A 25,370-nucleotide genomic window follows, 5' to 3' on the forward strand; every position below is an offset into this window, starting at 1 on the left:
TTAGTTCAGGGCCTCTTCGATCTCCTGATGCATGCCCTCGGCGGCCTCAGCAGCACTGAGGTTGCCGAAGAGGAACTCTTCCTCATACCGGAAGACAATGTCCTGCACCGCACCGAAGCCCTCCGGCGGCAGCGGCGGCGGGTCGGCCACCACGTCCTCTAAGCCCTCGTTGTACTCCAGGATGGAGGTCTCGATCTCGTCGAGGTCGTCGCGGATCGCATCACGGACTGACTCATTGCCCGGAATGCCGCGCTCGATTTCCTGCAGTTCCAAGGCCTGCTCATTGTTCACCATGAAGTCGATGAACAGTTCGGCCTCCTCCGGGTGGTCACTGCCGGCGTAGACCGAGTACATCATCGAGGCCTTGTAGTACATCTGGGCCTCGGCGGCGTTGCCGGTCTCCGAGGGCATCATCACCGGAGTCAGCTCCACGCCCTCATTGGCTGAGAGCGCAATGAGGTTGGTGTCCCACCAGCCATCAAGCGCTGCCTGTCCGGTGGCGATGTAGGTCTGCTCCAGGGTGGCACCCCGGTCCTCGGAGATCTCTGCCGTGGAGGGGAAGGAACCGGCCTCTTGCATCTGGCCGAGTAGCTCGAAGTAGCCCTCGGCTTGGGCTGGCTCCCATTCGAGGTTGCCCTCGGCGTCGACGTTATCCACCCCGTAGTGCTGGCGCAGCCAGATCTCGAAGCCGCCGTCGCCAAAGGGTTGGGCCATCCCGTAGCCGTCAGTGTTCTCTGAGATCTCCGCGGTGATCTCCACGTAGTCGTCCCAGGTCCAGGTGGTGTCGTCGGGAATCTCCACCCCGGCTTCTTCGAAGAACTCCTCGTTCATGGCCAGCACAGAGGCCGTGGAGCCCACCGGCATACCGTAGAGCTCGCCGTCGTGTTCCCCGCTGGCCAGAAGCTCCTCCGGGAACTCGCTGGTGTCAACGGTTTCGATGGGGTTCAGTACACCGTTTTGTACGTACTCACCCAAGTACATCTGGTCCATCTGCACCACATCGGGCAGATCCTGGGCCGCGGCCTGGGTGGCCAGCTGGTCCCAGTAGCCATCCCACTCCCCATACTGGGGCTCAATCGTGATGCCGGGGTTCTCTTCTTCGAAGAGTTCGATCATCTCTTCGGTGTAAGCGTGACGGGTATCCCCGCCCCACCAGGTAAAGGTCAGGGTGACCTCGTCGTCGTCTCCGTTGCCACCGTTTCCGCAGGCCGTCAAGGCTAGAGCTAAAGCCCCAGTGGTCGCTGTCAATTGTGCTGTTCTTCTGCGCATCTTCTGTACCCTTCCTCGGCGAAGAGGATTTTGCCTTGCCATGAGACATATTACGGGTGATCCGGCTCACACATGAAATCAGGTACGCCTCAGCCCCTGGTCAGCAAGGGTTCAGGTGATGTTCAGTGGGATGGCAAGAGGTGGTCACCGGCCCCGCGCGTGAGTCTTTGAGTGTTTCGCAATATACCCAGAGTGCACCGCCTGCATGGTCAATTTTTCTTGAGTGCGAGCTCGTTGCGCCGGTACAGTCACTCCACAACTTAGTGATTCAGATCACATACATAACGAAAATGGGTGAGGCGAACGACGTCGCCCATAAATTCAATGGTGAAAAGAGTGGAGAAGAGTATGCAACGCAGAAGGTTCTTTCCGCAGGCACTGGCCGCCGGCGTCGTCGGAGGACTGGCCATCACAGCCTGCGGAGGAGGCGGGGACGGGTCTGATGACGACCAGGTCGCCCTCCGCTACGAATGGTGGGGCTCGGACACCCGATACCAGCTCACCGAAGAACTCGTTGAACTCTTCGAAGAAGAACACCCCAACATCACCATCGACCACGGGTACACCGAATTCGACGACTATTGGGACCAGCTGGCTGTGCGCACCGCAGGCGGTGACGCCCCCGACGTGATGATGCAGGAAGAGCGGTTTCTGCGCGAATACGCCGAACGCGACACCCTGGCCGATCTCAACGACTACGACATCGACACCTCCCAGATTGAAGACTCGCTATTGGAATCCGGGGAATTCAACGACGGACTCTGGGGCATCCCCACCGGGGCGAATATTTACTCGATCATGGTGGACCCGCAGATTTTCGACGACGCCGGGGTGGAAATCCCCGATGATCGCACCTGGACCTGGGAGGACTACCGGGAGACGATGCTCGCCGTGGCCGAAAACACCCCCGACGGTGTCTACGGCACCGGAGAATTCGGGTTCATCGAAGGCCCGCTGAATGTCTGGCTCCGTCAGAACGGACAGAATATGTGGACCGAGGATGGCGAGATTGGCTTCGATGAGGAGCTGCTTGCCGAGCTGTGGGAGCACCACCTGGAACTCATCGAAACGGGTGCGGCCCCACCGGCGGGAGTAGCCAATGAGCGCATGGGCCCCGAAGAATCATTACTGGCCACAAATGAGGCGGCCATCGACACGTTCTGGAGTAACCAGTTGCACACGCTGTCCAATGCCTCTGGACGTGACATCGAACTGCTGCGCTTCCCCGGTGAGCAGGAGTTCGAACGCACCGGTATCTATCTCAAGCCCGCTATGGCCATCTCCATGTCAGCCGAGACTGACCATCCAGAAGAAGCGGCGATCTTCATCGACTGGATGCTCAACAGTCCCGAAGCCGGGGAGATTATCCTCAGTGACCGCGGACTCGCGGCCAACACTGAAGTCCGTGACCACGTCGAAGAGCACTTCGACGAAGCCGACCAGATCACCGCCGAGTTCCTCGACGAGGTCGAAGACGAGATCCTCGACGCCCCGCCCACCCCACCCATCGGCGCCGGCGCTGTCACCGATCTGCTCGAACGGCTCAACGATGAGGTGCTCTTCGGTCGGATGACCCCGCAGGAGGCCGCAGCCCAATTCATGGATGAGGTCGAAGAGATCATCGGCTGAGTTCTCTGCGCTGTGGTCCGGTGCGGTAGAGTGAGGGCTTCGGTCTGATGAAGACCGTTGCGTCGTAGGAAGGTTTTCAGCAATTCTCGCGGCGATTCGAGTGCACTATCCGGTGCAATCGCCCCTGCCACTCCCTGGCGCAGAATTCTGCTGCTCCTTGCTGTCTGGCGCATTTCGAAAGGTAAGTCCCATCTCTGATACCCCCAGCACTTTTGTTGACCTCGGCGTGCCCGCTCCCCTGGTGCGGTCCCTTGCAGCCGAGGGCAAGTTCACCGCTTTCCCCATCCAACAGCAGACCCTGCCGGATACTCTGCAGGGACGGGACGTACTAGGTCGGGGCAAGACCGGCTCCGGTAAGACCCTGGCTTTCTCCCTGCCGCTGATCGCACGCCTGGCCGAGACCCCAACCGGCTCGGCCCCCCGCCGACCGCGCGGTCTGGTGCTGGCCCCCACCCGGGAACTCGCCACGCAGATCAACACCGTGCTTGCCCCTTTGGCGGACACTGTGGGACTGAGCACCACCACTGTCTTCGGTGGGGTCAGTCAGAAGCGGCAGGTGGCTGCTCTTCGCCAAGGCGTGGACATTGTGGTGGCCTGCCCCGGCCGACTCGAGGATCTGCTCCGCCAGGGTGAACTGACCCTGGACCGGGTGCAGATCACTGTGCTGGACGAGGCTGACCATATGGCGGACTTGGGCTTCCTGCCCGGTGTCACCCGAATCCTGGCTGATACCCCCTCGGAGGGTCAGCGCATGTTCTTCTCCGCGACCCTGGACAACGGGGTAGACAAGCTGGTCACACGGTTCCTGCACAACCAACTGCTGCACTCGGTGGATGAGCCCACCTCACATGTCTCGGCGATGACCCACCACATTTTTGAGGTCTCCGCCGAGCAGAAGAAACCCTTGGTGAAAGCGCTGGCCTCCGGAACCGGTAAGCGCATCCTGTTCACCCGCACCAAACACCAGGCCAAGAAGCTGGCCAAGCAGCTGACGTCCGCCGGCACCCCGGCCGTGGATCTGCACGGGAACCTCTCGCAGAACGCGCGGGATAGAAACCTGGCCAGATTCAGTGGTGAGGATGTCCGAGTGTTGGTGGCTACCGATGTGGCAGCCCGCGGTGTGCATGTCGACAACGTGGAGTTGGTGGTCCATGTGGACCCCCCGGCTGAGCACAAGGCCTACCTGCACCGTTCGGGCCGCACTGCCCGGGCCGGATCCAGCGGTGATGTGGTGACCGTGATGCTGCCTGAGCAGCGCCGCGACACCCAGACCCTGCTGCGCAAGGCGGCCATCAAGGCGCAGCCCTTGGCGGTGACCAGCGATTCCACTGAGGTGACTGACCTGGTGGGTGAACCGGCTCCCTACGTGCAACCGGCAGCGCCGGCTCAGCCGTCATCCCACTCCGGGGGACGCCCCTCTGGCCGTTCGGGTGCTCGGGGTGCCGGGCGCCATGGTTCCCCTCGCCGCAGTGGTGGTGGGCGTCGTCGGACCGGTCAACGCCACCCGGCTCGCTGAACCTGCCTGCCTGAGCGGCACTTACCGGCGCAGAACGGCGGGACGACGCCGCCCCGCCACCTCCACTGTGGGCCACCGCTCATCGACGGAGAGCACATCGATCCACCGGCTGCCGGGTTCGCTGCCCTCGCGCAACACCACGGTGTCCTCCACCTTGGCGGCGACGCCGAGCTCCTCGCTGTACCCGGTGGGATTCCACGCGAATGACTGGTTCGGGTGGATGAGGTCGGGCACTCCGGGCGAAACCCGAGGGTCACGTCCCTGATAACCGGCTGCCCCACCCTGGTGGTGCTTGGTCCACTCATCGGTGGTGAACCCACGGTTCGGGTAGGACTCCTTCAGGGTCTCCAAGACCGTCTCCAGCCGGCGACCCGGCACCAGGGCGGCAAAAGCATCGGCCTCCACCAGACCGATCGCGGTGTCCAGTTCCTCTTCCCCCGGCAGTGGGTCACCGAAGCCCACCCACCGGGTGACATTAGCGATGAGACCCTGCCGGCGCGCACACACCACGGCCATCGCACGGCGGCCCAGCGGCGCATCTGTGGGCAGGGGGTGCCGGTGTGCCGCCCGGGACTCCCCGTTGGCCAGCATCACCACCGGGTCAGCACCGGCGGCGATGATCCGCGGCGCGAGGCCGGCTACCAGTTCACGTTCGGTGGTCTCCGGGGTGACCTCAGAGAGCACATCGGTCAACGCGGTCGCCGCATCGGTGCACAGCGCGCGGTACCGCTCAATCTCTACCTCGAGCAGACTGGCCCGCGCGGTGCGCAGCGGCAGAGCGGCCGCGGATTCGTCAGTGAGTTTCCACCCGGCGCTCTGCGGTAGCCAGGAGCCGACGTCGTCGACGTCGTCATACCAGTCGAGTTCATGGACCCCCAGCTTCACCGCCGAGGAGTCCAACAGCCCGGTGAGCTCCTCGGTGCGGATGCGCTCAGCCTCATTGGAGAACACCCCCACCTCCACTCCGTCACGGTGGGCCACCGCCCGCAGGATCGGCGGACCCGCCAGGGAGATATGCACCCGAGCCCCGGCCAACAACCAGGCCAGCGCCCCCGCAGAGGAGAGCACGACGGCGTCGGCTCCGGTCTCATCAAGGACCGTCAGCAGGCGTGCGTGTTTGGCGTGTAGTTCCTCAGCCGGTGATCCGGCCGCACCGGTGGTGTCAGTGGTCATGAGCTCTCCTGATCGGGTTGTGCGCTGCGGCTATCTCACGGTGCCGCGGCGGGGATTGTCCAATATCGGCCGGGTATCCGTCTGCCGGGCCGCCTGGGCCCAGGCGGTGATCTGCTCAGCGCTCATCCGCCCGTCGGCCACCAGGACACGGACGCTGCGTTGCACTGTCTCGCCAGGCTGGGTCACCACGGCGGTGTCCCAGGCCAGGGACATCCCAATCCCGGGGTAGCCGGAATAACGGACAAACCACGGGTCTGGGTTGCCGGAGGCCGCATCGGTCCCGGCGGCCAGTTCATCGGTGGTGCGGCGGGCGGTGCCGAGTCCCAACCCGTCACCGCGCAGGAACAGCAGCGTGGCTGGTCCGCCGGCTCCGTGACGGCTGGGCAGTGGGGTGAACTCGCCACTGATGGCCAGCCAGTCGGTGAGGCTGCCATGGACTGCCTCTTCCCCTTCAGCATCAGCGGTGAGGATCAGCGCGTCTTCTACTGCCGGTAACCGCCAGAAGAACCCGCCGTATCCGCCGCGGACACGCCCATTGGACCCGGGGCTGCCTAGTGAGACCGGCTCGTCCCGGGCCGGGGTGAGCGCGAAGGAGAAATCCAACGCCCAGGCCTGCTGTGGGGTGGCTCGATCACCGCTGGTGTCGGAGGGTGAGGTGGCCACAGTGCGTTCTTCCCGCAGGATCGGCTGGCCGGTGGCATCGATCCACTCCAGCTGTTGCACCAGGGTCTCGCCCGCCTCAGTGGGTTCGAGGTTCTCGGTGACGGTGGTGATCCGCCCGTGATCGGCCCGCCAGATATAGCGTCCGGCGTCGCGCGTATAGGTGCGCCCGCCCCAGAAGTTGTTGCCGTTGACGTCCTGCAGGGCTACACCGACTCCCAGGTGCCAGGTGTGGTCCAGCGGCTGCTGGTCGGAGACGATCACACCACCCAGGGTCCGGACCTCGTCGAGGAAGGGACGGGGGGAATCCGTGGGGGAGATGTCCTCGCCGGTGCGCAGCGCCGCCACCACGCGGCGGGCGCTGTCTGTGCTGACCGCCAACTCACCGGAGGTGGCAGGCTCCTTGGCCCACGGTGCACCCAGGGAGGAGTACGACGACGGCGCCCGCACCGCCCGAGCGATAAAGGTTTCGATATGCGGGATGATCGGGTGACGCTGGTCCCCCTCATCGGCATACAGCAGGTGCTGCTCCTCGATCTGCTGAGGGTCCTCCCCGGTGCGTACCGCCTCCAGAACCCGCATATAGGCTCCGTGGTCGGCCAACGGGGAGAGCAACTGTTCGGCAGCCCCGGTGCGGACCTCGATGAGGTTTTCCAGCAGGTTGGTGCGCCCGAAGTGCAGGACTTCTGGTTCGCTCTGGGCCGGGTTATCCCGGGGTGTTTCCCGATTCGGTCGGATGTGCAGCTCATCGCGGGTGTAATAGAGGATTGCTTCCCCTTCGGTCCCGGCGATCGTGATCCACGGGTCTTGCTCTTCGGGAGCACAGAGGGTCAAGGCGGCGGTGACCGGAATCCCAGCGGTGGTGCGCAGCTGCACCACCGAGGTGTCATCGGCCTCGATCCGGTGTGCGTGGTAGAGCTCGCAGCTGAGCTCGGCGACGTCGTCGAGCTCTTTGGCGCCGGCGATGTGCAGGGCGGTCTTCACCGCGTGGGCCAAGGGATTGGTGACCACCCCGTCGACCACCTGAACCCCGTTGAGTACGCGTTTACCGGCCCACGGAGCACGCTGATAGTACGCCTCGCGGCGCAACCACAGCCCCGAGGCCGCCACTGCGCGCAACTGTCCGATCCGGCCTGAGGCCAGCAGCTTCTCGATAGCCGGTAAGGCGTGCGAGCCGATGGACTGGAAGCCCACCTGCACCCGGCGGCCGGAGCGCTCCGCTTCGGCCAGCAGGTCGGTGAACTGCTGCAGGGTCGCCGTTGGTGGTTTCTCTACGAGGACGTCGGCGCCCATGGCCAGTGCCTGGGAGGCCAGTTCATAGTGGGTATTGATGGGGGTGGAGACGATGACGATGTCCGGGCGGTGCCCGGCCTCCCGCGCCTCGGCCAGTGTCTGGTAGACGGGGATGTCGCCGCGGACCTCCGGGCCCGGGTCGGAGAGGCTGACCCCGGCAATGAGTTCGGCCGCGCCGGTTTCAGCGAGCCGGTGCAGGTTGCGCAGGTGGTTACGGCCAAAGCCGTCGAGGCCGATCAGCAGCACGGTCTGTGTCTCAGCAGGCATATCTCCCCTGGGGTTATTCACGCGCCGGAAGGATGCGGCGCCGGTCACATCACAGTGTCACCTTATCGCCGTCGTCGCACCTCAGGCTTCAGGCGGTGGAAAACCCTTGCCCGGCTAAACTCTAGGGTGATATAAATCACATATCGGGTGCGGGCATGCCAGCGCGGACCCGGCAGCGGTCAGCGGACCGCACGCACCCACGTCGTCTTCACCGAGTTCTCACCACAGGCCGCCTCAAGGATGAAGGCGTGCCGGAAAGGCTCAGGGCCATGGCCACACCTACGCGCCGACGCGCAGTCGAGTTCACCGCCGGAATCATGACCGCAGGGCTACTGCTGACTGCCTGCGGCGGCAATGGGGGAGGAGGTGACGACGACGACGTCACCCTCCGCTTCGCGTGGTGGGGTTCTGATGCTCGGCACCAGAACACTCAAGAGATCATTGACGCCTTCGAGGAGGAGAACCCGCACATCACCATCGAGGCTGACTACGGCGAGTGGGACGGATACTGGGACAGCCTGGCCACCCAAACCGCCGCCGACGACGCCCCCGACATCATCCAGATGGATGAGCTCTACCTCCGCGAGTACGCCGATCGTGGTTCCCTGCTGGACCTCTCCGATGTCGACGTCTCCCAGTTCGACGAGACTGTCGTCGACTCCGGGCGGACCGAAGGTGGGCTCTACGGCATCACCATCGGTATCAACGCCTTCACCATGCTGGCCAACCCGGATCTCTTCGACGAAGCCGGCGTGGACTTACCCGATGACAGCACCTGGACCTGGGACGACTACGCCGAGATCGCCGCGGAGATCAGTGAGAATGTCGAGGGCGCCTGGGGCTCGGGGAACTTCGATGAGACCGGTGGCTTCCAGACCTGGACCCGCCAGCAGGGTGGGCACCTCTCCAACGCCGAGGGGGAACTCGGTTTCAGTGTCGAGGACGCTGAAAGCTACTTCCAGTTCATGCTTGACCTCATGGAAGATGGCGCCAGCCCGCCAGCCTCTGCCCAGAGTGAGGACCAGGCCGTCAGCCCCGATGAGTCGATGACCACTACCGGTGAGGTGGCCATGCGGCCCTGGTGGTCCAACCAGGCGGTGGCACTGACGGAGTCCTCCGGCGCCGAGCTCGAACTGCTGAGGTTCCCCAGCCCCACTGGCAACGCCGCCGACGCCGCACCCTGGTACAAATCCTCGATGTTCCTCTCCGGCTATGCCGGTACGGACCATCCCGATGAGGTCCAGGAGTTCATCGACTTCTTCGTCAACTCGGAAGAGGCCGCACTGATCGATATGGCCGAACGTGGTATCCCGCCGAACACCGAAATCCGCGAGCTCATCACCGAGGAGCTCGACGGCGCCGAACTACGGGTGGCCGAGTTCATCGAGGACCTCGAGCCCGACCTCGGCGAAGCCGAGCCGGTTCCAGCCATGGGCGGCTCCGCGTTCCCGGACATCCTCTACCGGTACCACGATGAAGTGCTCCACGGGCGGATGAGCCCCGCCGAGGCCGCCGAGGCGATGCACGCGGAGATGGAGTCCGAGATCCAGTAGGGCTGCTGTGCCGCCCCGGTGAGGGTCTGGGTGCGGTCATGCCTCGGGTGCATCGCGGCATAGAGGATCGGTGCCACAGGACTCTTGAGGTGTGATCTGTATCACGCATAGCGTGAGGAGCGGATCACATCACTCGCATCTCAATGAGGAGAGTTCTGATGCACCGAGCCCCTTCTGCCCGCGTGCCGGTGAGCCTGGTGGCAGCCGCTTCCCTGCTGCTCATCAGCACAGCCCCTGCCGCCGGGGATACGGCAGGCGCCCTGCGCGCCGATGACCTCCCCCTGGGGGACCACACCGAGGACCTCACCGCTGGGGACTTCACCATCCGGGCTAGCGACACCGCCGAGGTCACGGTCAGTGAGCACAGCCGGTCCTCTGAGACCGGCGAGACCTTCACCCAACGGCTGCAGCTCAACGGCGCCGGTGACGCCGAAGGCCGCTCGGTCCAGTTCGACGCCGAAGCCGGGGAGACCGTCACCGTTTACGCCCAATCCGGCGGCGGGGATGCCGACCGCGCACTGGGGCTCTACGACGCCGAGTGGACCGAACTAGACACCGTGCCCGCCTACCGTGGCAACGCCGGGGAGATCCTGCCCGCTGAGCGATTCACCATCGAGGAGGATGGCACCTACTGGATCGCCTCCCCCGACTCCGGGGTGAACATCTACGCCATGGAGATCGGCGACCCCGGTACTCTGCCCGAGACCACGCCCTGGGACGAAGTCCAGGCCCCGATCATTGAAAACCTCACGGTGGCAGAGGACAACCCTGCCCAGATCCAGGTCAGCTACGCCGGCGTCGTCGGCCCCCAAGGAGGGGACCTGGCTCGGGCATTCCTCCTCGATGAGACCGGTGAGGTGGTTGACGAGCAGATCTCCGTCTCCCCGTCAGAGGCCGACACCATCGCCCTGACCCCGGATGCCTCCGGAGACTACGAGGTCGAAGTCCAGCTCGAACGGCACAGCGAAGACGCCCCGATCCTCTCCGCCCCGGAGCGCTACGAAGGGTTCATCCTGCCATTGGGCACCCCGGAGATCACCTCGGTACTCACCACTGAGGTCGACGGGGACACTGCTGTGGCCACCGTGCAGTGGAATGAGGTGGACGAGGCCGACAGCTACACCGTGGCGGTGCGCGCCGCCGGAGACGAAGAGTACGACGACGCCGCCGAGGTCACCGAGACCGAAGCTCAGATCGCTGATCTCACCGTCGCAGAGAGCTACGAGGTCACCGTGACCGCTGTCCGCGGGGACGACACCGCCACCTCCGAGCCGAGTGAGTTCACTGTGGCCGGCGAAGTCCAGCGGTGGGACACTGCCCACGCCGGCGTGGGCTCCGGTGGTGAGGTCACCGAGCATGAGGACGGGACCATCGAGTTCGACCTCATCGGCAATAACGGCAAGATCGCCGACTCCGAGGACGGCTTCTGGTACCACTACACCGAAATCGACCCCGAGACTGAGAACTTCACCCTCACCGCTGAATTCTTTGTTGACGACGCCGAAGGCAAGGACAACCAGTCCGGCTTCGGGATTATCGCCGTGGACGACTTCATCCCCAACGAACCCGCCGCCCGATACTTCAATTCCGCGGGCACGATGACCGCCAAATACGAATTCGGTGCCGGTGGAGAGGAAGGCGTACGCTACGGCACCCCCGGTGGGAAGTTCGTCCACGGGTACACCGGTGGACCCACCGAGCCCAGCGCCGAACGGGACATGAGCGACTCGCGCGCCTTCGACTGGGACTACAAGCCCGATTACACCATCGGCTCCAACACCAACCCGCCGCGGTTCGAAACCGGGGAGACCTACACCTTCACCCTGCGCCGGTCGAACACCGGGTTCCACTCCATCTGGCACCGCGACGGCGAGGAGGAAGAAGTCGTCTTCTACGACCCCGATGTGCTCCTCACCCAGAGTGAGGACAGCTTCTACCTGGGGCTCTTCGCCGCTCGGGACATCGCCGTCACCGTCACCGACTGGGACTTCGAGACCATCCACCCCGATGACGACGAGGCTGCCGAGGAAGCTCCCACCCGGTACATCACCCCGCGGCTGAGTGCCGATGTCACATCCACCACCCCGCACAGCGAGCTCGCGGTGCCGCTGACCAGTACTGTCTACGGCGACGTCGTCATTCTCGACACCGACGGGGAGGAAGTCACCGAGACCGTCGAGGCCGAACCGGGCCTGCCAGCCGAGGTCAGCCTCAGCGGTCTTCAGCCGGGTGAGAATGAATTCACCGCCCAGCTGACCCCGGACGCCGAGCAGCCGCACTTCGATGAGAATGAGGAGCTCGAATCCACCGACCCGGTACAGATCAGCCTGAGCTTCACCGTCGATGCCTTCGGTCAGCCGGGGGAGTCGATCTGGGTCTCCCCGGAGGCCTCGCAGGAGGGTGCCGGGACCGAAGACAACCCGGTGGACCTCCACACTGCGGTGGCCTACGCCCAGCCCGGTCAGCAGATTGTGCTCACCGATGGCACCTACGCCCTGGAGGAGGCTGTGCGGATCGAGCGCGGTAACTCCGGTACTGAGGATGACCCCATCACCCTGATGTCAGAACCCGGGGCCCGGGCCACCCTGGACCTGGAGAACTCCTCCGGCGGCGGGATCATCCTGCGTGGGGACTGGTGGCATCTGTACAACCTGGAGATCACCAACGGTCAGGGCTACCAGAAGCCTCTGCACATCCAGGGCCACCACAACGTCGTCGAACGCATCGAATCCCACCACAACCAGGACACCGGTGTGCAGATCTCCGGCTCGGCCGCCGAACCGCCCCAGATGTGGCCCAGCTACAACACGGTGGTCTCCTCGGTGGCGCATAACAACGCCGACCCTCAGGCCAATGACGCCGACGGGTTCGCCGCCAAACTCACCGCCGGTGAGGGCAACGTGTTCCGCTGGACCATCAGCTACCACAACATCGACGACGGTTACGACCTCTACGCTAAATCCACCGAAGGTCCCATCGGTCAGGCGATCATCGAGGAATCGGTGGCGTTCAACAACGGCTGGTTGGAGGCGGACGAGGATGTCGAACGCACCTCGCAGGGAATGGGGTTCAAACTCGGTGGGGAATCCCAGCCCGGTGACCACATCCTGCGTAACTCCATCAGCTACGGCAACCTCGCCAATGGGGTGACCTCCAACTCGGGCCCGGACCCGCAGCTGGAGAATGTCACCACTGTCTACAACGGGCTGGTGCGCAGCGACCAGTCCGGAGCGGGGGTGACCTTCTACACCAACGCGGAGACCACTAACTACCGGGCCACCGGGGTGATCTCGTTTGCCAACAGTGCACGCGATAACTTCGACCTGCGCGACCAGGACGACAGTTTCCTCCACGATGTGACCAACTACTTCAACGGTCAGCTGTCCTCTCAGGCGGTGGAGACCCTCGCGCTGCCTGGCTTCGCCGGCACGGCGTTCACCTCCACTGCACAGGACGACGACGTCGACCGCCCCACTCAGGTCACCGAGGACTGGTTCGTCCGCACTGATTATGACCAGATCCGCCCGGAGATCGCCGAGGACGGGTCAGTTCAGATGCACGGGCTCTTCGAGCTCACGGACGTGGTTCCCGAGGACACCGGGGCCCGGCTGAGCGCTAACCCCAACCCCACGCAGATTGAGGTCTACCCCGCAGTTACCGAGGTCGAGGAAGAGTCCCCGACGCCGACGCCGACTGACGGCGCTACGGAAACTGAGACGCCGACGCCGGGCCCCGATGAGGATGGTCCTGCCGATCCCACGGCACCTGCTGACCCCACAGAACCCGGGGGCACAGCGGACCCTGATGAGGATGAGCCGGGGGCTTCCCCGACTCCGACGGCAGATCCTGAGGCCCGCGACGGTGATGGTCTGGCCCTCACGGGGGCGAACCTCGGGTGGACTGCCTTGGTTCTTGCCGGGTTGGTCCTGCTCGGGGTGGCTCTGGCCATCCGTTCGCGCAGAGTGCACAGCTGATGTAAGGCCCGCGGGGTGACCCCGGAGGCGATGCACTCAGGGTATGGGTGAATGCTCATCGCAACCGATGGGCTGGAACGCTTGAGGTGTGAGGTAGATCACCATACGGTGTTAAATGGTTTCAATCCCGCTCGCACCTCGATGAGGAGACTGCTGTGTTCCGTTCGCTCCGCCGAACCCGCCCACGCCGCACACTCGGTGCCCTGACCGCTTCAGCGGCCGTCGCCGCGTTGCTGGTACCGCTGCCGGCCGCCCCTGCCGCCGCGCAATTAGACATCGAACCCGGCGAGATGCTGGCCTTCGACTTCGGTTGTGAAGACGGCCCCGTCGCCGACGGGCATATCGAAGTCACCCCCACCACGGTTTACGACGCCGACGCCGGCTATGGCCTCAGCCATGAGGTCGACTGCCGGGACCGGGGGGCGGCGCCCAATGACGACGCCATGCTCCAGGACTTCGTTATCAGCTGGGACTACGAGTTCTACGTAGACCTGGCCGACGGCGACTATTTCGTCACCATCTTCTCCGGCGATGAGGAGGCCTCGAACAACACCTCCGCGGTCATCAACGGAGAGGACACCGGCTCGCTGCAGCCACGCGGCACCGGTGAATACGCCGAGTACACCACTGAAGTCACCGTCGATGATGGCCGACTCACCGTCACGTTGCAGGACGATGGGCGAATCAACGGTTTGCACATTTCCCAGGTCGAAGCGCCCACCGGACTCACCGCCGAGGTCAGCACGGACCCCGCTGCCGTCGAGCTGACCTGGGATGAAATGCCCGGAGCTGCCGAATACACCGTCTACCGTTCGCCTGCCGGAGAGGAGAGTTACACCCAGATCGGCATCACCTCAACGGAGACCTACACCGATGACGACGTCGACCTCGGCTATAGCTACGACTACGTCATCACCCAGACCTCCCAGGCCGGGGCCACCTCCGGGTACAGCGAGGCAGTCAGTGTGGCCGTCGCTGACCCGGATATTGATCCGCCGGCCACCCCTGAAGACCTCGCTGTGGAGTCCGCCGATGCTTCCGCGGTGACCATCACCTGGACCGGGAGTGACGCCGCCGATGAATACCACATCTATCGCGCGCTGAACCCGGAAGGCCGCTTCGAGCGGCTCGCAGTCACCGAGGACACCAGCTACACCGCCGAGGGGCCCAGTGAATACCCTTGGTACTACACCGTCATCGCGGTCAATGCTGGTGGCATCTCCGCCGAGTCTGACCCGCTGGTCACCCCGCGTACTGCCGATCCCATCCCCGATGGGGAGGTGAGCGCCCAGTGCGGGGCCGAACCCGGGGATGCCGAAGTTGAACAGGATGGCTACCTCTGGCGCGCCACCAACGGCGGCGACGTCGTCTACGAGGACTACTCCATGCACGAGGCGATGCAGGCCGCCGTGGACAGCCTCACCGCCGATCGCAGCCAGACTGAACGCGTGGTGGTCCGCGGCTCCGGAGTCGTCCCCGCCTCCGTGGCAGTTGAGCTGACTGACCACACCAGCTTCGAGACCTGCGGCACCATCCATGTGGCCGGGGATGAGGCGCCGTTCAGCTATGAGGAGCACATCGGCGCAGTGGCCATCCGTCACGCGGAAAACGTTGAGGTTCCCTTCCTCAACGTCACCGGCAACCCGAACTTCGGGGTCTACCTGCGCACCTCCTCGGATGTGCACTTCGGTCACATCGACCTGCGCCTGGAGTCCGGGCTCGGGATGCGCATCGATTCGCGCGACGACGACTCCGTCCGTGAAGCTCGCAACATCAGTATCGACGATGTCTACGTCTCCGGTACCGAAGCCCATGGTGTGGAGACCTACGGTGTGGACGGGCTGACCATCGGCACCGTCACCGCCGTGGACACCGGGTACTCCGGTGTACTGCTCAACGACACCGTGAACGCGGAGATCGGCTCGGTCATCGGTGAAGGTGCAGCAGCTGGCACCGGCTATGCCACCTTCCGCACGGCCAACCGCAACGGCATGATCGACGGCGAGTACCCCACTAATATCCGGGTCGGTGAGGTGATCGCCGACGGTGGAGGCCGCGGGATTTTCTGTGTCTCCGAATCCGGGGGTGTGGAGATTGACCACGTGGAAATCCGCGACACCGGCGGGGACGCCATGCTGCTGGAGAACTGCCACAACTACACCATCAGCGGTGGGGAGGTGGAGGGTCCCGGGCACATTGTGATCTCCGCGCGGGATGAGTTCGACAACAACACCGACTTCACCCTTGAGGACCTCACGGTGCGTGACAGTGGCATCCGCGAAGCAGTGTGCATGGATTCTCTGGTGCTGCGCAATCTCACCATTGAGAACTCCGAGCTCGACCTCTGTGATGGCACTGAACTCATCGTCGACGACGACGAGTCCCCCAGCCCCAGTCCCACAGATACCGAGTCTCCGAGCCCGTCACCGACTGACACCGGTGAGCCGACGGACCCGGCCTCCCCCACTGAGGATCCCACTGGGGATCCCACTGACGAGGCAGAAGCCGGCGACGACGACCTCGCCACCACCGGCTTCACCCGCGCCAGCGTGCTGTTGGGTCTCGGCGGATTGCTGGTGCTCGGTCTGGGTGTCTTCATCGTGGCGATGAACCGGCGTCTGACCCACACCCAGGACTGATTCCGGCCCACGCCGAGGACTGATGCGGTACGTGGGGAGTATTGAGCAATGGCTGAATACTCCCCACGTATGCCGCCATACCGAGGTAGTTGAATCGATTTATTGACCTTGTGAGGCGTGACACATAAGCTTCAATTGACCGGGATTCATTGAACAGAGAAGTTCTCTTGTTGCTCGCCCGGAGAGAAGGTTGTGTCATGCCGCAGAACAAAATAGTGCCGCTCGCTCTCGCCTCGCTGACCGTCGGAGCGCTCAGTCTCAGTGCCTGCGCCGGGGCTGATGCCCAAGACGATTCCGTCTCGCTGAGGTTTGCTCTCTGGGGCTCGGAGACCCGGGTTCAGAACACCGAAAACATTATTGAGGCCTACCAGGAAGAAAATCCTGAGGTCTCCATCGAAGTGGAGTACAACGACTGGGACGGCTACTGGGACCGCCTCAACACACAGCTGGCCGCCGACGACGCCCCGGACATCATCCTGATGGATGTGTGGAACCTCGGCGAGTACGTGGAGCGAGGTTCCCTGCTCGATCTCTCCGACGTTGACCTCAGTGACGTTCCCGACGACGTCGTCGCCTCCGGCAGTGTTGATGGTGGCTATTACGGCCTGGCTCAGGGGATCAATTCCCCGGCGATCGTCGCCAACCCCCGGATCTTCGACGAAGCCGGTGTTGCGATGCCCGATGACAGCACCTGGACGTGGGAGGACTTCCGGGATATTGCCCAGGAGATTACGGAGAACCATGAGTCTGCCTACGGTGCGGCTGGACCTGATGGTGCTCGGCTGTTCCAGGCTTGGTTGCGCCAGCAGGGGGCGTACTTCATGGATGCCGAGGGGGAGATCGGTTTCGATGCGGACCTCTTGGCTGAGTACTTCGCCCTGTTGGATGACTTCCGGACCTCTGGTGCCTTCCCGGAGGCCCAGACCATGACGGAGGATCGTGGCGCCGGTCAGGACCAGTCGCTGCTGGCCACCGGTGAGGCTGCGATGGCCTTTAACCTGACCAACCTGCTGGGGGCCTTCACTGATGCTTCCGGTGAGGATTTGGTCCTGCTGCGCTACCCCAGTCCCACCGGCAATGCCTCCGACGCCGGGCTTTGGTACAACACGCTGGTGGTCTCTGCCGCTAGCAGTACGGATCACCCCGAGGAAGTGATCGACTTCCTCGACTTCTCCATCAATGACGAGCGTGCCGCCCGGTGGAACCTCAGTGACCGCGGTGTGCCGGCTAATACGGAGATTCGTGATGCGCTGCTGGATGAGATGTCCGAAGCCGACTTGGCGGCCGCTGAGTTCATCACCGAGATCGAAGACGAGCTCGGCCCGCCCGAGCCGGTCCCTGCCGCTGGGTTCACCGAGGTGGCCGATACTCTGGAGCGGTACCAGGACGAGGTCTTCTTCGAGCGGATGACACCGGAGGAGGCGGCCGAGAGCCTCATGGCAGAAATCCAGTGAGGCGGCTTCGCCCGGTCCGGCAGCACGGCGGCGCATCAGGCTCAGCAGAGGGGAGTACACCGTGGAGTGGGAGCGGCGGTTAATGGGTGAGGGGGAAGATCCGGACCCCCGGTTCACCCTGGCCAATGAGCGGACCTTCCTCTCCTGGATTCGTACCGCCCTGGCGCTGCTGGCCGGTGGTATTGCCGTGGAGGCGTTCACCCAGCAGATCTTCCCCCCTGCGGTGCGCTTGGCTCTGGCGGTGGCTCTGTTGCTGCTGGGTATTGCCTTGAGTGTGGGAGCGTTCTTCCGGTGGGTGAATGTCGAACGTAGCTTGCGACGTCGTAAGCCCCTGCCTGTGCCCCTCATTGCCCCGGTGGTCAGCGCGGCTGTGGCGGCAGCCTCCGGCGGGCTCTTGGCCGTCATCCTGCTCTGAGGCGGCCGGAGAAAATGCGGCATACCCATCCACCCCACCAGGACCCCGGGGTCCAGCCGGAACGAACCATCCTCGCCTGGGACCGGACGTTGTTGTTGTTGGTCACCGCCGCGGCGTTTTCTTTGCGCTGGCTGAACTACCACGGGGTGCTTGTCATGGTGCTTTTTGCCGCCTCGCTGGTGACGGCTGCGGTGCTCGCCTTGGGGCAGCGACACCGCTACCGCAGCGCCTCAGCGGGCATTGTGGCCGAGCGGCTCAACCCCCCGGTGGCCTCGGCGGTGGGGTTGACGCTGGCCTGCCTGGGTTTGGGGGTCATCGGTTTGCTCATTGTCACGCTCGTGCGCCCGTAGTCCGCTGTGCTTGTCAGTGGCGTCATCTGGTAGCTCGTGTACTCCTTCAGTACCTCAGGTACCCCTTGAGCACCCCGTTTGATTCCTCATTGAGAGACCTATGATGCCGAAAAGATATTGAAACGATTCACCCCTGTGTGATGAATCACGGTAGTGTGGTGCGGACCACATGGGAGCAGTGGGCCCCGCCACTGTCCCGTTTCACCATCACTCACCTAAGGGGAAACAATGAGGAACAGTACATTTGGCAAGCTCGCAGCTGCCGGTATGGTCGGTGCACTCGCTCTGACTGCCTGTGGCGGCGACAACGGCGATGGCAACGGAGGGGCCAACGGGGAAGAGGAAGTCGAACTTCGCTTCACCTGGTGGGGCTCCGACCACCGCCATCAGAACACCCAGGCGATCATTGATGACTTCGAGGAGGAGTACCCGCACATCTCCATCGAAGGTGAATTCGCCGACTGGGCCGGCTACTGGGACCAGCTGGCCACACAGATGGCCGGTGGATCCGGGCCGGACATCATCCAGCTCGACGACGAGTACATCCGTGAGTACGCCGACCGTGGTCAGCTGCTTGAACTCACCGACGTCGACCTCTCCGAACTCGACGAGACCATCGTCGAAGGTGGTCAGGCCGATGGTGCCCAGTACGCGATCCCCACGGGGGTCAATGCGCTGGTGATGATGGCCAACCCGGACCTCTTCGATGAGGCCGGCGTGGAGCTGCCCGATGACACCACGTGGACCTGGGACGACTTCGAGGAGATCGCCGAGACGATCCACGAGGAGACCGGTGCTTACGCCCTGAACAACCCGATCGCCCAGACGCTTATGGTCTGGATGCGGCAGCAGGGCGGCCACCTCTTCACCGAGGAGGGCGAGCTCGGCATGACCGTGGATCAGGCCGAGGAGTACCTGGCTACTCTGGAGCACTGGATGGAGATCGGAGCCCTGCCCAGCGCCTCCGAGCTGGCCGAGGAGGAATCCGCCGTGATGGAGGACTCCCTCATCGGAACCAACCGGGCCGCCCTGGGCCTGTCCTGGACCAACCAGCTGCCGGCGTTGACTGAGGCCTCCGGTACTGAGCTGATCCCGCTGCGGTTCCCCAGCTCTACCGGTAACGCTGAGGACAATGGTCTGTGGTTTAAGAACACCATGCTCATCGGTGCCAACGCCGGCACGGACCACCCCGAGGAAGTCCAGCTGTTCATCGACTACTTCATCAACTCGGAGGAAGCCGGGCGCCACAACCTCATGGACCGCGGACTGCCCGCCAATGAGAACGTCCGCGAGGTTGTCATGGATGAGGTCGAGGGTCAGGACTTGGTTGCCGCCGAGCTGGTCACTGACCTTGAAGGCGAGATCACCGAACCGGAGCCGATGCTGCCCTTGGGCTTTGCCGGTCTTTCGGACGCGATCAGCTTGAACAGCCAGAACGTCTTCTTCGGGAACGCAACCCCGCGGGAGGCTGCAGAAGCCATGGTGGCGGAGATGGAATCCATCCTGGAATCTGAAGGCTGATCCACGCTCTGGCGTGACACCATCACCACCCTGACGGAGGGGGCGGTCCGGGAAACCGGCCGTCCCCTCCGCTACGCTCGCTCCCTGATGCCCGATCATCACCCTTTATCCATCAACTCTCAGAGGACGGAACACTATGAGCACGACGTCGATTGACCACCTCCGTAGTGGGTTTGGGTCTGTGGATCCTGCTTCGAGGGTGTTGATGCGGTGGTGGTGGTTTGGTCCGGATGTGGATCGGGGGGATCTGGTTCGGGATTTGGATCAGATGGTTGCTGCTGGTTTGGGTGGGGTTGAGTGTGCGTTTGTGTATCCGATGGGGGCTGGTAGTGACCGGTTTCTTTCGGAGTCTTTTTTAGCGGATGTGGGTTTTGCTGCTCGGGAAGCGGTGGCCCGGGGGTTGCGGTTTGATCTGACCCTGGGGTCAGGGTGGCCCTATGGGGGCCCGCATGTTGATGAGTCCATTGCTTCGCGGCGGATTGAATGGATCCGGGAAGAAGTGCCGTTGACTGCTCAGCGGATCCCGGTGCCGGTGGCCTGGCCGGCAGATGAGTTTATCGCTGCCTATATCGGTGAAGGTACCCGGGCTGAGCCCTTGACTGGTGTGGAGCAGTTAGCCACGGAGTCTGATGAGACCGGTACCTATCTGTTGATCCCGCAGGGGCGGGGTCCGCGTACGGTGTTGGTGGCGATTTCCCGGGTTTCTGGGCAGAGCGTCAAACGGGCTGGGCATGGGGCTGAGGGGTGGGTGTTGGATCATCTCAGCGCGGAGGCGACTCGGGCTCATATCCAGGCGGTGGCTGAGCCGTTGGTTCACGCCGCGGGGGTGGAGAACATCACCACGGTTTTCTGTGATTCTTTAGAGGTCTATGACGCCGGGTGGACCCCGGATCTGATTCAGGAGTTCACTGCCCGGCGGGGGTATGACCCCACCGGTCATTTATGGAAACTGACTACTACTTCGGAAGAACATGCCCAGTTCCGGGCGGATTGGCATCGGACTCAAACCCAGTTGGCTGAGGAGAACTTCATCGCGGTGATGAATTCCTGGGCTGAGTCAAAGGGGCTGGTGTTTAGGATCCAGGGGTATGGTCAGCCTCCGGTGACGATCAGTTCTTACCGGTATGCCGGGGCTATCGAAGGAGAGGGTTGGGGGTGGGATGTCATCACCGCAGCCCGGTGGGCTTCTTCTGCTGCGCAGATCTATGGGCACCAGGTGGTCTCTTCTGAGACCTGGACGTGGAACCATTCGCCCTCGTTTCGTTCTAGTCCCTTAGACATCCTGGCTGAGGCCCATGACCACTTGTTGATGGGGATCAACCAGTTCATTGGTCATGGGTGGCCCACCAGCCCTCGACCAGAAGAGCCTTCCCAGCTGGGTCGGGTCTTCTACGCCTCGGGAGCCTTCGATGACCGCAACGCCTGGTGGACCAGCGCAGCCAAACCCCTCTGGGAAACCCTGCACCGCCTCAGCTGGCTGATGCGCCAAGGCACCCGCCTGGCCAACGTCGGCATCTACCTTCCCACCCGAGACATCTACGCCGGATTCGCGGCGGCCGGGCGGATTGACCTCTATAAGGAGGCGCGTCTCTATATCGGGGACGAACTGCCGCACCTGCTTCGCACTGCCGGTCTGGATTTTGATCTGTTTGATGATGATGCCGTGGAGTACCTGGATCCGGGGCGTTTCGACGTCGTGGTGCTTCCCTATGCCAGTGACATCCCCGCTTCGACCCGGCAGTGGCTGGGCACTTTGATGCGTCAGGGCACCACCGTGCTTGACCTCGGAGCCACCGCCCGCACCGGTCTGGCTATCGCCCACCCCGCTGAAATTCCCGGGTTTGTGGAGCGGGCCCCTGTGTGGCTCGAAGGTCTCAGTGACGGGGCTCGAGCGGTCAATGATGCGGTGGCGGTCACTACCCGGCAGATCGATGGGGAGGATGGGCCGGTGCGGGTGCACCTGGCGGCTAATACCTCTAACGTGACGACTGAGGTGGAGATCCGTTTCGATGTGGAGGCTGGGGGCGTCGTCGAACGTTGGGATCCGGAGACTGCTCGGGTGGTTCAGGTGTGGGATGGCGTGGACCGTATTGCTCTGAGTTTGCAGGCTTATGAGGCGGCCGTGCTCGTTCAGCACCGGCAGGCAGCACCTTCGGTGGAGCGGGGACTCCCTGCTGGTGTGGGGAGCGTGGATGTGAGTTTGGTGCAGGGTGCCTCTGTGGAGCTGCGGGACTGGACGGTCCAGTTCCCTGGGGATGAGGCGCCTGAGCCGGTGACTATCCCTCACCAGTGGGAGAGCCAGCCTGGGCGGGAGCTCTATTCGGGCACAGCGGTCTACACCACGGAGGTGAGTGTGCCTGAGGGTGCCCAACAGGTGGTGCTCGATCTGGGGGAGGCATCTCCGCATCAGGTGGAGGATCCTGCTGCTGCAGGGTTGAGTGAGGCTTCTTTTTCTGCGGAGATTATGCCTCCGGTGGGTGTGGTGGCGACGGTGAGCGTCGATGGTCAGCAGGTCGGGGCCATATGGAAGACCCCGTACCGGTTGGACCTCACCGGCGCGGTGACTCCCGGGGCCACTCACCAGCTGCAGTTGCAGGTTGCCAATGTCAGTAGTCACGCTTTGGCGGCGGATACCGCGCTGCAGAAGCTTGTCCAGGACGCCGAGGAGAACTTCGGCCGACGCTTCGGGATCCAGACCCTTGAGCTGGCGTTGGCCGATGTTGCTTCCGGCTTGCTTGCTGTTCCGCAGCTGCGGTTTACAGGGGAATGAGGTTCCAGCCGAGTGTTTTGATCCGGTGGTGGCGTCGGCAGAGGGCTTGGAGGTTGTCTGCTCGGGTGGGGCCGCCCTGGGGTGTTGGTGCCCAGGGGGTGATGTGGTCGATGTCGCAGTTCTCGGCGGGCACGGTGCATCCTGGCGCCTGGCAGGTGCCGTCGCGGAACTGGATGGCTTCTTTGAGTAGTTGTGGTGGATAGCGGCCGTGGTAGTGATGTTGCAGGATTTCTTGGCCGTCGCTGACCAGGCTGTGCCAGGTGAGTTTCACGGCTGGGTCAGCGATCATGGCTCGCACGCCGGCCGCGGGGATCACGGCTGTGCCGTCCCGGCTGAGGGCAGGTTGGTCTGATTGTCCGGTGAGGGTTTCCGCGGCGACGACGACGCCGATGTGGGCATCGACATTCATACCGGTTTCGGTGGTTCCGTTCAGCAGCCAGGCGGCTGCCATATCTGCGGCGCGCTGTCCTAGGTTCCGCTGGTCCCCGGTATGTGGTGATGAGGGGAGGTTTCCTGTTTCCCACCGGCGGGAGGGCCCATTGCGTTGGTTGTGCTCCCCGGTGGCGGTGCCCCTTTCCTCTGGGCGGGTTTCCTTGAGGTGGGGGCCGGTCGCCGGGCGGGTGCGTGCCTGGTGGGGGTGTGTCCGGGAATTGAGGATCGCGTGGTGGGAAGCTTCTGTGATGTTCAGCTGGTGGGCTTGAGCGGTTTCGACGCGTTGCCGGGTGGCCAGTTGGGCCAGGTGCCGCTGTAGCGAATCGAAGTTGCTCATATCGGCCAGTACGCCGGTCCGGGTGATGGCTTCCTGCACTGCGGCTTCGCCGGCAGCGTGCATCCCGCCGCGGGGTGCCTGTGCCTTAGCTGCGTGAGTGTTCCCGGCGTGGTCAGGGAGCCGTGCAGCGCCGGTTAATCCTGCGTTGTTGGCATCCGCTGGGCTGGGGGTTGGGTCTGTACTGTGGCTGGAGTGTGGTGCGCCGGGGGTGTCATTAGTGGTGCCGCTGAGGTGGACATGGGAAGTAGTTCCCATGGCGGGGGTGCTTGTGGGCGCTGTGCCTGCGGGACTGGCGGCTGCGGTGTTCTGGACCGCGGCGATCACAGGGTTGTGCGGCACGGGCTGGGTGGCGGAGCGTGCCACGGCGTGGAGGCGGTTACGGATCTGCATGGCCTGGATGGTGGGCAGTAGCACCATCAGCCAGCTCATGTGTTCGTAGTCTTCGGCGGGAACTACTGAGACGCGACGTTCGGCGTATTCTTGGGCGCACCGGCGCGCATGCTGGTCTGGCTCCAGTTGGGCCACGGTGCGTTTCAGCCAGGTGTCTAGTTCCCGGCTGCGTAGTCGGGGTGCTTGCACCGCTGCTTGGGCGTCTAGTAGTTGAGAAGTTTCTGTGGTGGTGAGCTTCTTCCCTGCGCCGGCGATCTTTAGCAGTTTCGCCAGGGGAATCTCACCGTTGAGGAAGGCTTTCCACACTTGGGGCAACTGATTCCGTGCGAAGGCTCCCCGCCCGTGGATCAGACTGACGCGGTATTCGGAGACACCGAGAGCTTCCGCGGCGTACATGATGGCAGCGTCCCTGCCGGCTGCTTCTTCCGCACGCCGCAGTGCTGCTGAGCCGTTCGTTGAGTCGTCATGTGTTCGGGTGACCGTTTCTGCAATGGTCTTTTCGATGTAGTCCAACAGCCAGCACACCTGCCGAACCTCCACCTGACGTTTCTGGTGTTCAAGGTCCTGAAGTACTACCGTCCGTGGATCCCGCAGCTTTGCCTCGGCCCGGACTTCGGCGGAGGCACGGCGGTCATGAGGGCTCGGGCTGTGCTGGGGTCCGCTGCAGTGAGCGGAGTCCATATACTCAACGCTCATGGCTCGAATATATCTTCGAATCACCATCGAAGTCAAGTTCGAATGGATCAATGGGCCTATGGTGGCGGGGTGTCGCTTAATCCACGGGGTAGAAGATGTCCTACCGAGGGTGTTTTCCACAGGCTTGGTGATTGTGGTGGCGAGATGTCGGGGTCTGTAGCTAATATTCAGGCTCGGCAGCTGATGTAGGGAGCTTTCGAACGGGGAAGCACCAGCGGACCTTCAGGCTGTCGTGTGGGTTGGATAACCGGATAGTGGAAACGGATGCTTGCTTGTGACAACAACAATGATGATGTGGTCACCGCAGAGCGGAGGTGTTCTGCGGAGCAATGGAAGTGTTCTGCTGGCAGTAGCAGGGGCAGGGCTCCTTGTTCTGACCGGGTGTGGTGGGACGGCTGAAGCCGACGACGACGCCACCGCCCCTGAGGATGCTGTGACTCTTAGCCAGGGCGAGGGCCCACAGCAGAGTGGGCCCACCTCTGACCCCACTGACTCGCAGGCCAGTGGCCAGGAGGAGGCCCAGGATGAGTCTGAGCCCACCCCGGTTCCGGCTTCTAGTGAGGGTCCTGCCCAGAATTGGCCAGCACCACAGATCCCCGAGGAGATCTACGAACCCACCGAAGAGGGGGCCCAAGCCGCTCTGGAGTACTGGTGGGAAACGTGGGATTACGCTCGTGTGAGTGGGGATACTGAACCGTTGAGGAAGGTATCTCACGAAACATGTGGCTGGTGCGATCACGTCGCCAGTGTCCCGCGTCAAGTAGTTGGCAGGATTTCCTTGGTTTTGAATGTCGGGGTGGTGGGGTCGGCCAGGCCCAGGTGCACCTCCTTGGGCCGGTTCCATGAGATGGCCTCGTGGGGCCGGAGCTCGTTGTACTCGATCCGGTAGTCCTCGGCCCGCTCGGCGAGCACGATCGCGTCGTCGATCTCGTCCAGGTAGAGCCGTTCGTACTTCAGCGTGCCGAAGCCGCGTTCACGGGACCCGTTCTGCCCCGGGGTCTTCACTCGGGTGCGCACGTGGTGTAGCTCGGG

At 63.5% G+C, this 25,370-nt stretch carries 15 protein-coding genes and 1 pseudogene; 11 read left to right on the forward strand and 5 right to left on the reverse strand.

What is annotated here, in order from left to right; genetic code table 11:
- The gene (locus H578_RS0105905) at nt 1-1,248 is read right to left on the reverse strand and encodes an ABC transporter substrate-binding protein (RefSeq protein ID WP_022872770.1); all 1,248 of its coding nucleotides are present in this window, start codon (nt 1,246-1,248) and stop codon (nt 1-3) included.
- 369 nt (nt 1,249-1,617) lie between these two features.
- On the opposite strand from H578_RS0105905, the gene H578_RS0105910 reads away from it, so the two are divergent.
- Complete coding sequence (locus tag H578_RS0105910; RefSeq protein ID WP_022872771.1) at nt 1,618-2,898, forward strand: ABC transporter substrate-binding protein; 1,281 nt, start codon at nt 1,618-1,620, stop codon at nt 2,896-2,898.
- Nucleotides 2,899-3,139: 241 nt separating this feature from the next.
- Nucleotides 3,140-4,414, forward strand: coding sequence for a DEAD/DEAH box helicase (locus tag H578_RS13680; protein ID WP_425411257.1), 1,275 nt, complete (start codon nt 3,140-3,142; stop codon nt 4,412-4,414).
- 21 nt (nt 4,415-4,435) lie between these two features.
- Here H578_RS13680 and H578_RS0105920 read toward each other — a convergent pair whose 3' ends face one another.
- Together H578_RS0105920 and H578_RS13685 are read right to left on the reverse strand one after the other, a co-directional pair.
- A complete protein-coding gene (locus H578_RS0105920) occupies nt 4,436-5,587 on the reverse strand; it encodes a M24 family metallopeptidase (RefSeq protein ID WP_022872773.1) in 1,152 nt (383 codons plus the stop codon).
- A 30-nt stretch (nt 5,588-5,617) separates the two neighbouring features.
- On the reverse strand, nt 5,618-7,807 hold the full coding sequence (locus tag H578_RS13685; RefSeq protein ID WP_022872774.1) for a DUF6807 family protein: 2,190 nt from the start codon (nt 7,805-7,807) through the stop codon (nt 5,618-5,620).
- A gap of 269 nt (nt 7,808-8,076) precedes the next feature.
- Between H578_RS13685 and H578_RS0105930 the strand changes: the two genes are divergently transcribed.
- From H578_RS0105930 to H578_RS0105965, 8 genes are all read left to right on the forward strand, one after another.
- Nucleotides 8,077-9,360 carry an ABC transporter substrate-binding protein gene (locus H578_RS0105930; RefSeq protein ID WP_022872775.1) on the forward strand — a complete coding sequence of 428 codons (1,284 nt, stop codon included), beginning with the start codon at nt 8,077-8,079 and terminating at the stop codon, nt 9,358-9,360.
- Nucleotides 9,361-9,518: 158 nt separating this feature from the next.
- Nucleotides 9,519-13,334 (forward strand): right-handed parallel beta-helix repeat-containing protein, encoded by a 3,816-nt coding sequence (locus tag H578_RS0105935; RefSeq protein ID WP_022872776.1) that lies wholly within the window; start codon nt 9,519-9,521, stop codon nt 13,332-13,334.
- A gap of 155 nt (nt 13,335-13,489) precedes the next feature.
- Nucleotides 13,490-15,973 carry a hypothetical protein gene (locus tag H578_RS16180; protein WP_022872777.1) on the forward strand — a complete coding sequence of 828 codons (2,484 nt, stop codon included), beginning with the start codon at nt 13,490-13,492 and terminating at the stop codon, nt 15,971-15,973.
- Between the two features lie 197 nt (nt 15,974-16,170).
- Nucleotides 16,171-17,427: an ABC transporter substrate-binding protein gene (locus H578_RS0105945; protein ID WP_022872778.1), complete on the forward strand. Its 1,257-nt coding sequence runs from the start codon at nt 16,171-16,173 to the stop codon at nt 17,425-17,427.
- An 82-nt stretch (nt 17,428-17,509) separates the two neighbouring features.
- On the forward strand, nt 17,510-17,842 hold the full coding sequence (locus H578_RS0105950; protein WP_051130803.1) for a YidH family protein: 333 nt from the start codon (nt 17,510-17,512) through the stop codon (nt 17,840-17,842).
- 14 nt (nt 17,843-17,856) lie between these two features.
- On the forward strand, nt 17,857-18,192 hold the full coding sequence (locus H578_RS0105955) for a DUF202 domain-containing protein (RefSeq protein ID WP_022872780.1): 336 nt from the start codon (nt 17,857-17,859) through the stop codon (nt 18,190-18,192).
- A 228-nt stretch (nt 18,193-18,420) separates the two neighbouring features.
- Nucleotides 18,421-19,713, forward strand: coding sequence for an ABC transporter substrate-binding protein (locus H578_RS0105960; RefSeq protein ID WP_028463997.1), 1,293 nt, complete (start codon nt 18,421-18,423; stop codon nt 19,711-19,713).
- 136 nt (nt 19,714-19,849) lie between these two features.
- Nucleotides 19,850-22,483, forward strand: coding sequence for a glycosyl hydrolase (locus H578_RS0105965; protein WP_084709977.1), 2,634 nt, complete (start codon nt 19,850-19,852; stop codon nt 22,481-22,483).
- Here the strand turns inward: H578_RS0105965 and H578_RS15535 are convergent.
- Nucleotides 22,470-24,338, reverse strand: coding sequence for an HNH endonuclease (locus H578_RS15535; RefSeq protein WP_156837230.1), 1,869 nt, complete (start codon nt 24,336-24,338; stop codon nt 22,470-22,472). The genes H578_RS0105965 and H578_RS15535 overlap by 14 nt on opposite strands.
- 292 nt (nt 24,339-24,630) lie before the next feature.
- Here H578_RS15535 and H578_RS16580 point away from each other — a divergent pair.
- A pseudogene (locus tag H578_RS16580) lies at nt 24,631-25,074 on the forward strand (DUF6318 family protein); the annotation flags it as partial.
- Between the two features lie 20 nt (nt 25,075-25,094).
- Here H578_RS16580 and H578_RS15240 read toward each other — a convergent pair.
- On the reverse strand, nt 25,095-25,370 hold a 276-nt coding region (locus H578_RS15240; RefSeq protein ID WP_022872784.1), incomplete at its 5' end, for an integrase core domain-containing protein.

The sequence above is a fragment of the Nesterenkonia alba DSM 19423 genome (genome assembly GCF_000421745.1).
GTDB lineage: Bacteria > Actinomycetota > Actinomycetes > Actinomycetales > Micrococcaceae > Nesterenkonia > Nesterenkonia alba.

Bases quoted from the DNA above. Each gene is read 5' to 3' on its own strand.
- H578_RS0105910 (WP_022872771.1), top strand. From the start codon at position 1,618: ATGCAACGCAGAAGGTTCTTTCCGCAGGCACTGGCCGCCGGCGTCGTC.
- H578_RS0105920 (WP_022872773.1), bottom strand. From the start codon at position 5,587: ATGACCACTGACACCACCGGTGCGGCCGGATCACCGGCTGAGGAACTA.
- H578_RS13685 (WP_022872774.1), bottom strand. From the start codon at position 7,807: ATGCCTGCTGAGACACAGACCGTGCTGCTGATCGGCCTCGACGGCTTT.
- H578_RS0105930 (WP_022872775.1), top strand. From the start codon at position 8,077: ATGGCCACACCTACGCGCCGACGCGCAGTCGAGTTCACCGCCGGAATC.
- H578_RS0105935 (WP_022872776.1), top strand. From the start codon at position 9,519: ATGCACCGAGCCCCTTCTGCCCGCGTGCCGGTGAGCCTGGTGGCAGCC.
- H578_RS0105945 (WP_022872778.1), top strand. From the start codon at position 16,171: ATGCCGCAGAACAAAATAGTGCCGCTCGCTCTCGCCTCGCTGACCGTC.
- H578_RS0105950 (WP_051130803.1), top strand. From the start codon at position 17,510: ATGGGTGAGGGGGAAGATCCGGACCCCCGGTTCACCCTGGCCAATGAG.
- H578_RS0105955 (WP_022872780.1), top strand. From the start codon at position 17,857: ATGCGGCATACCCATCCACCCCACCAGGACCCCGGGGTCCAGCCGGAA.
- H578_RS0105960 (WP_028463997.1), top strand. From the start codon at position 18,421: ATGAGGAACAGTACATTTGGCAAGCTCGCAGCTGCCGGTATGGTCGGT.
- H578_RS0105965 (WP_084709977.1), top strand. From the start codon at position 19,850: ATGAGCACGACGTCGATTGACCACCTCCGTAGTGGGTTTGGGTCTGTG.
- H578_RS15535 (WP_156837230.1), bottom strand. From the start codon at position 24,338: ATGAGCGTTGAGTATATGGACTCCGCTCACTGCAGCGGACCCCAGCAC.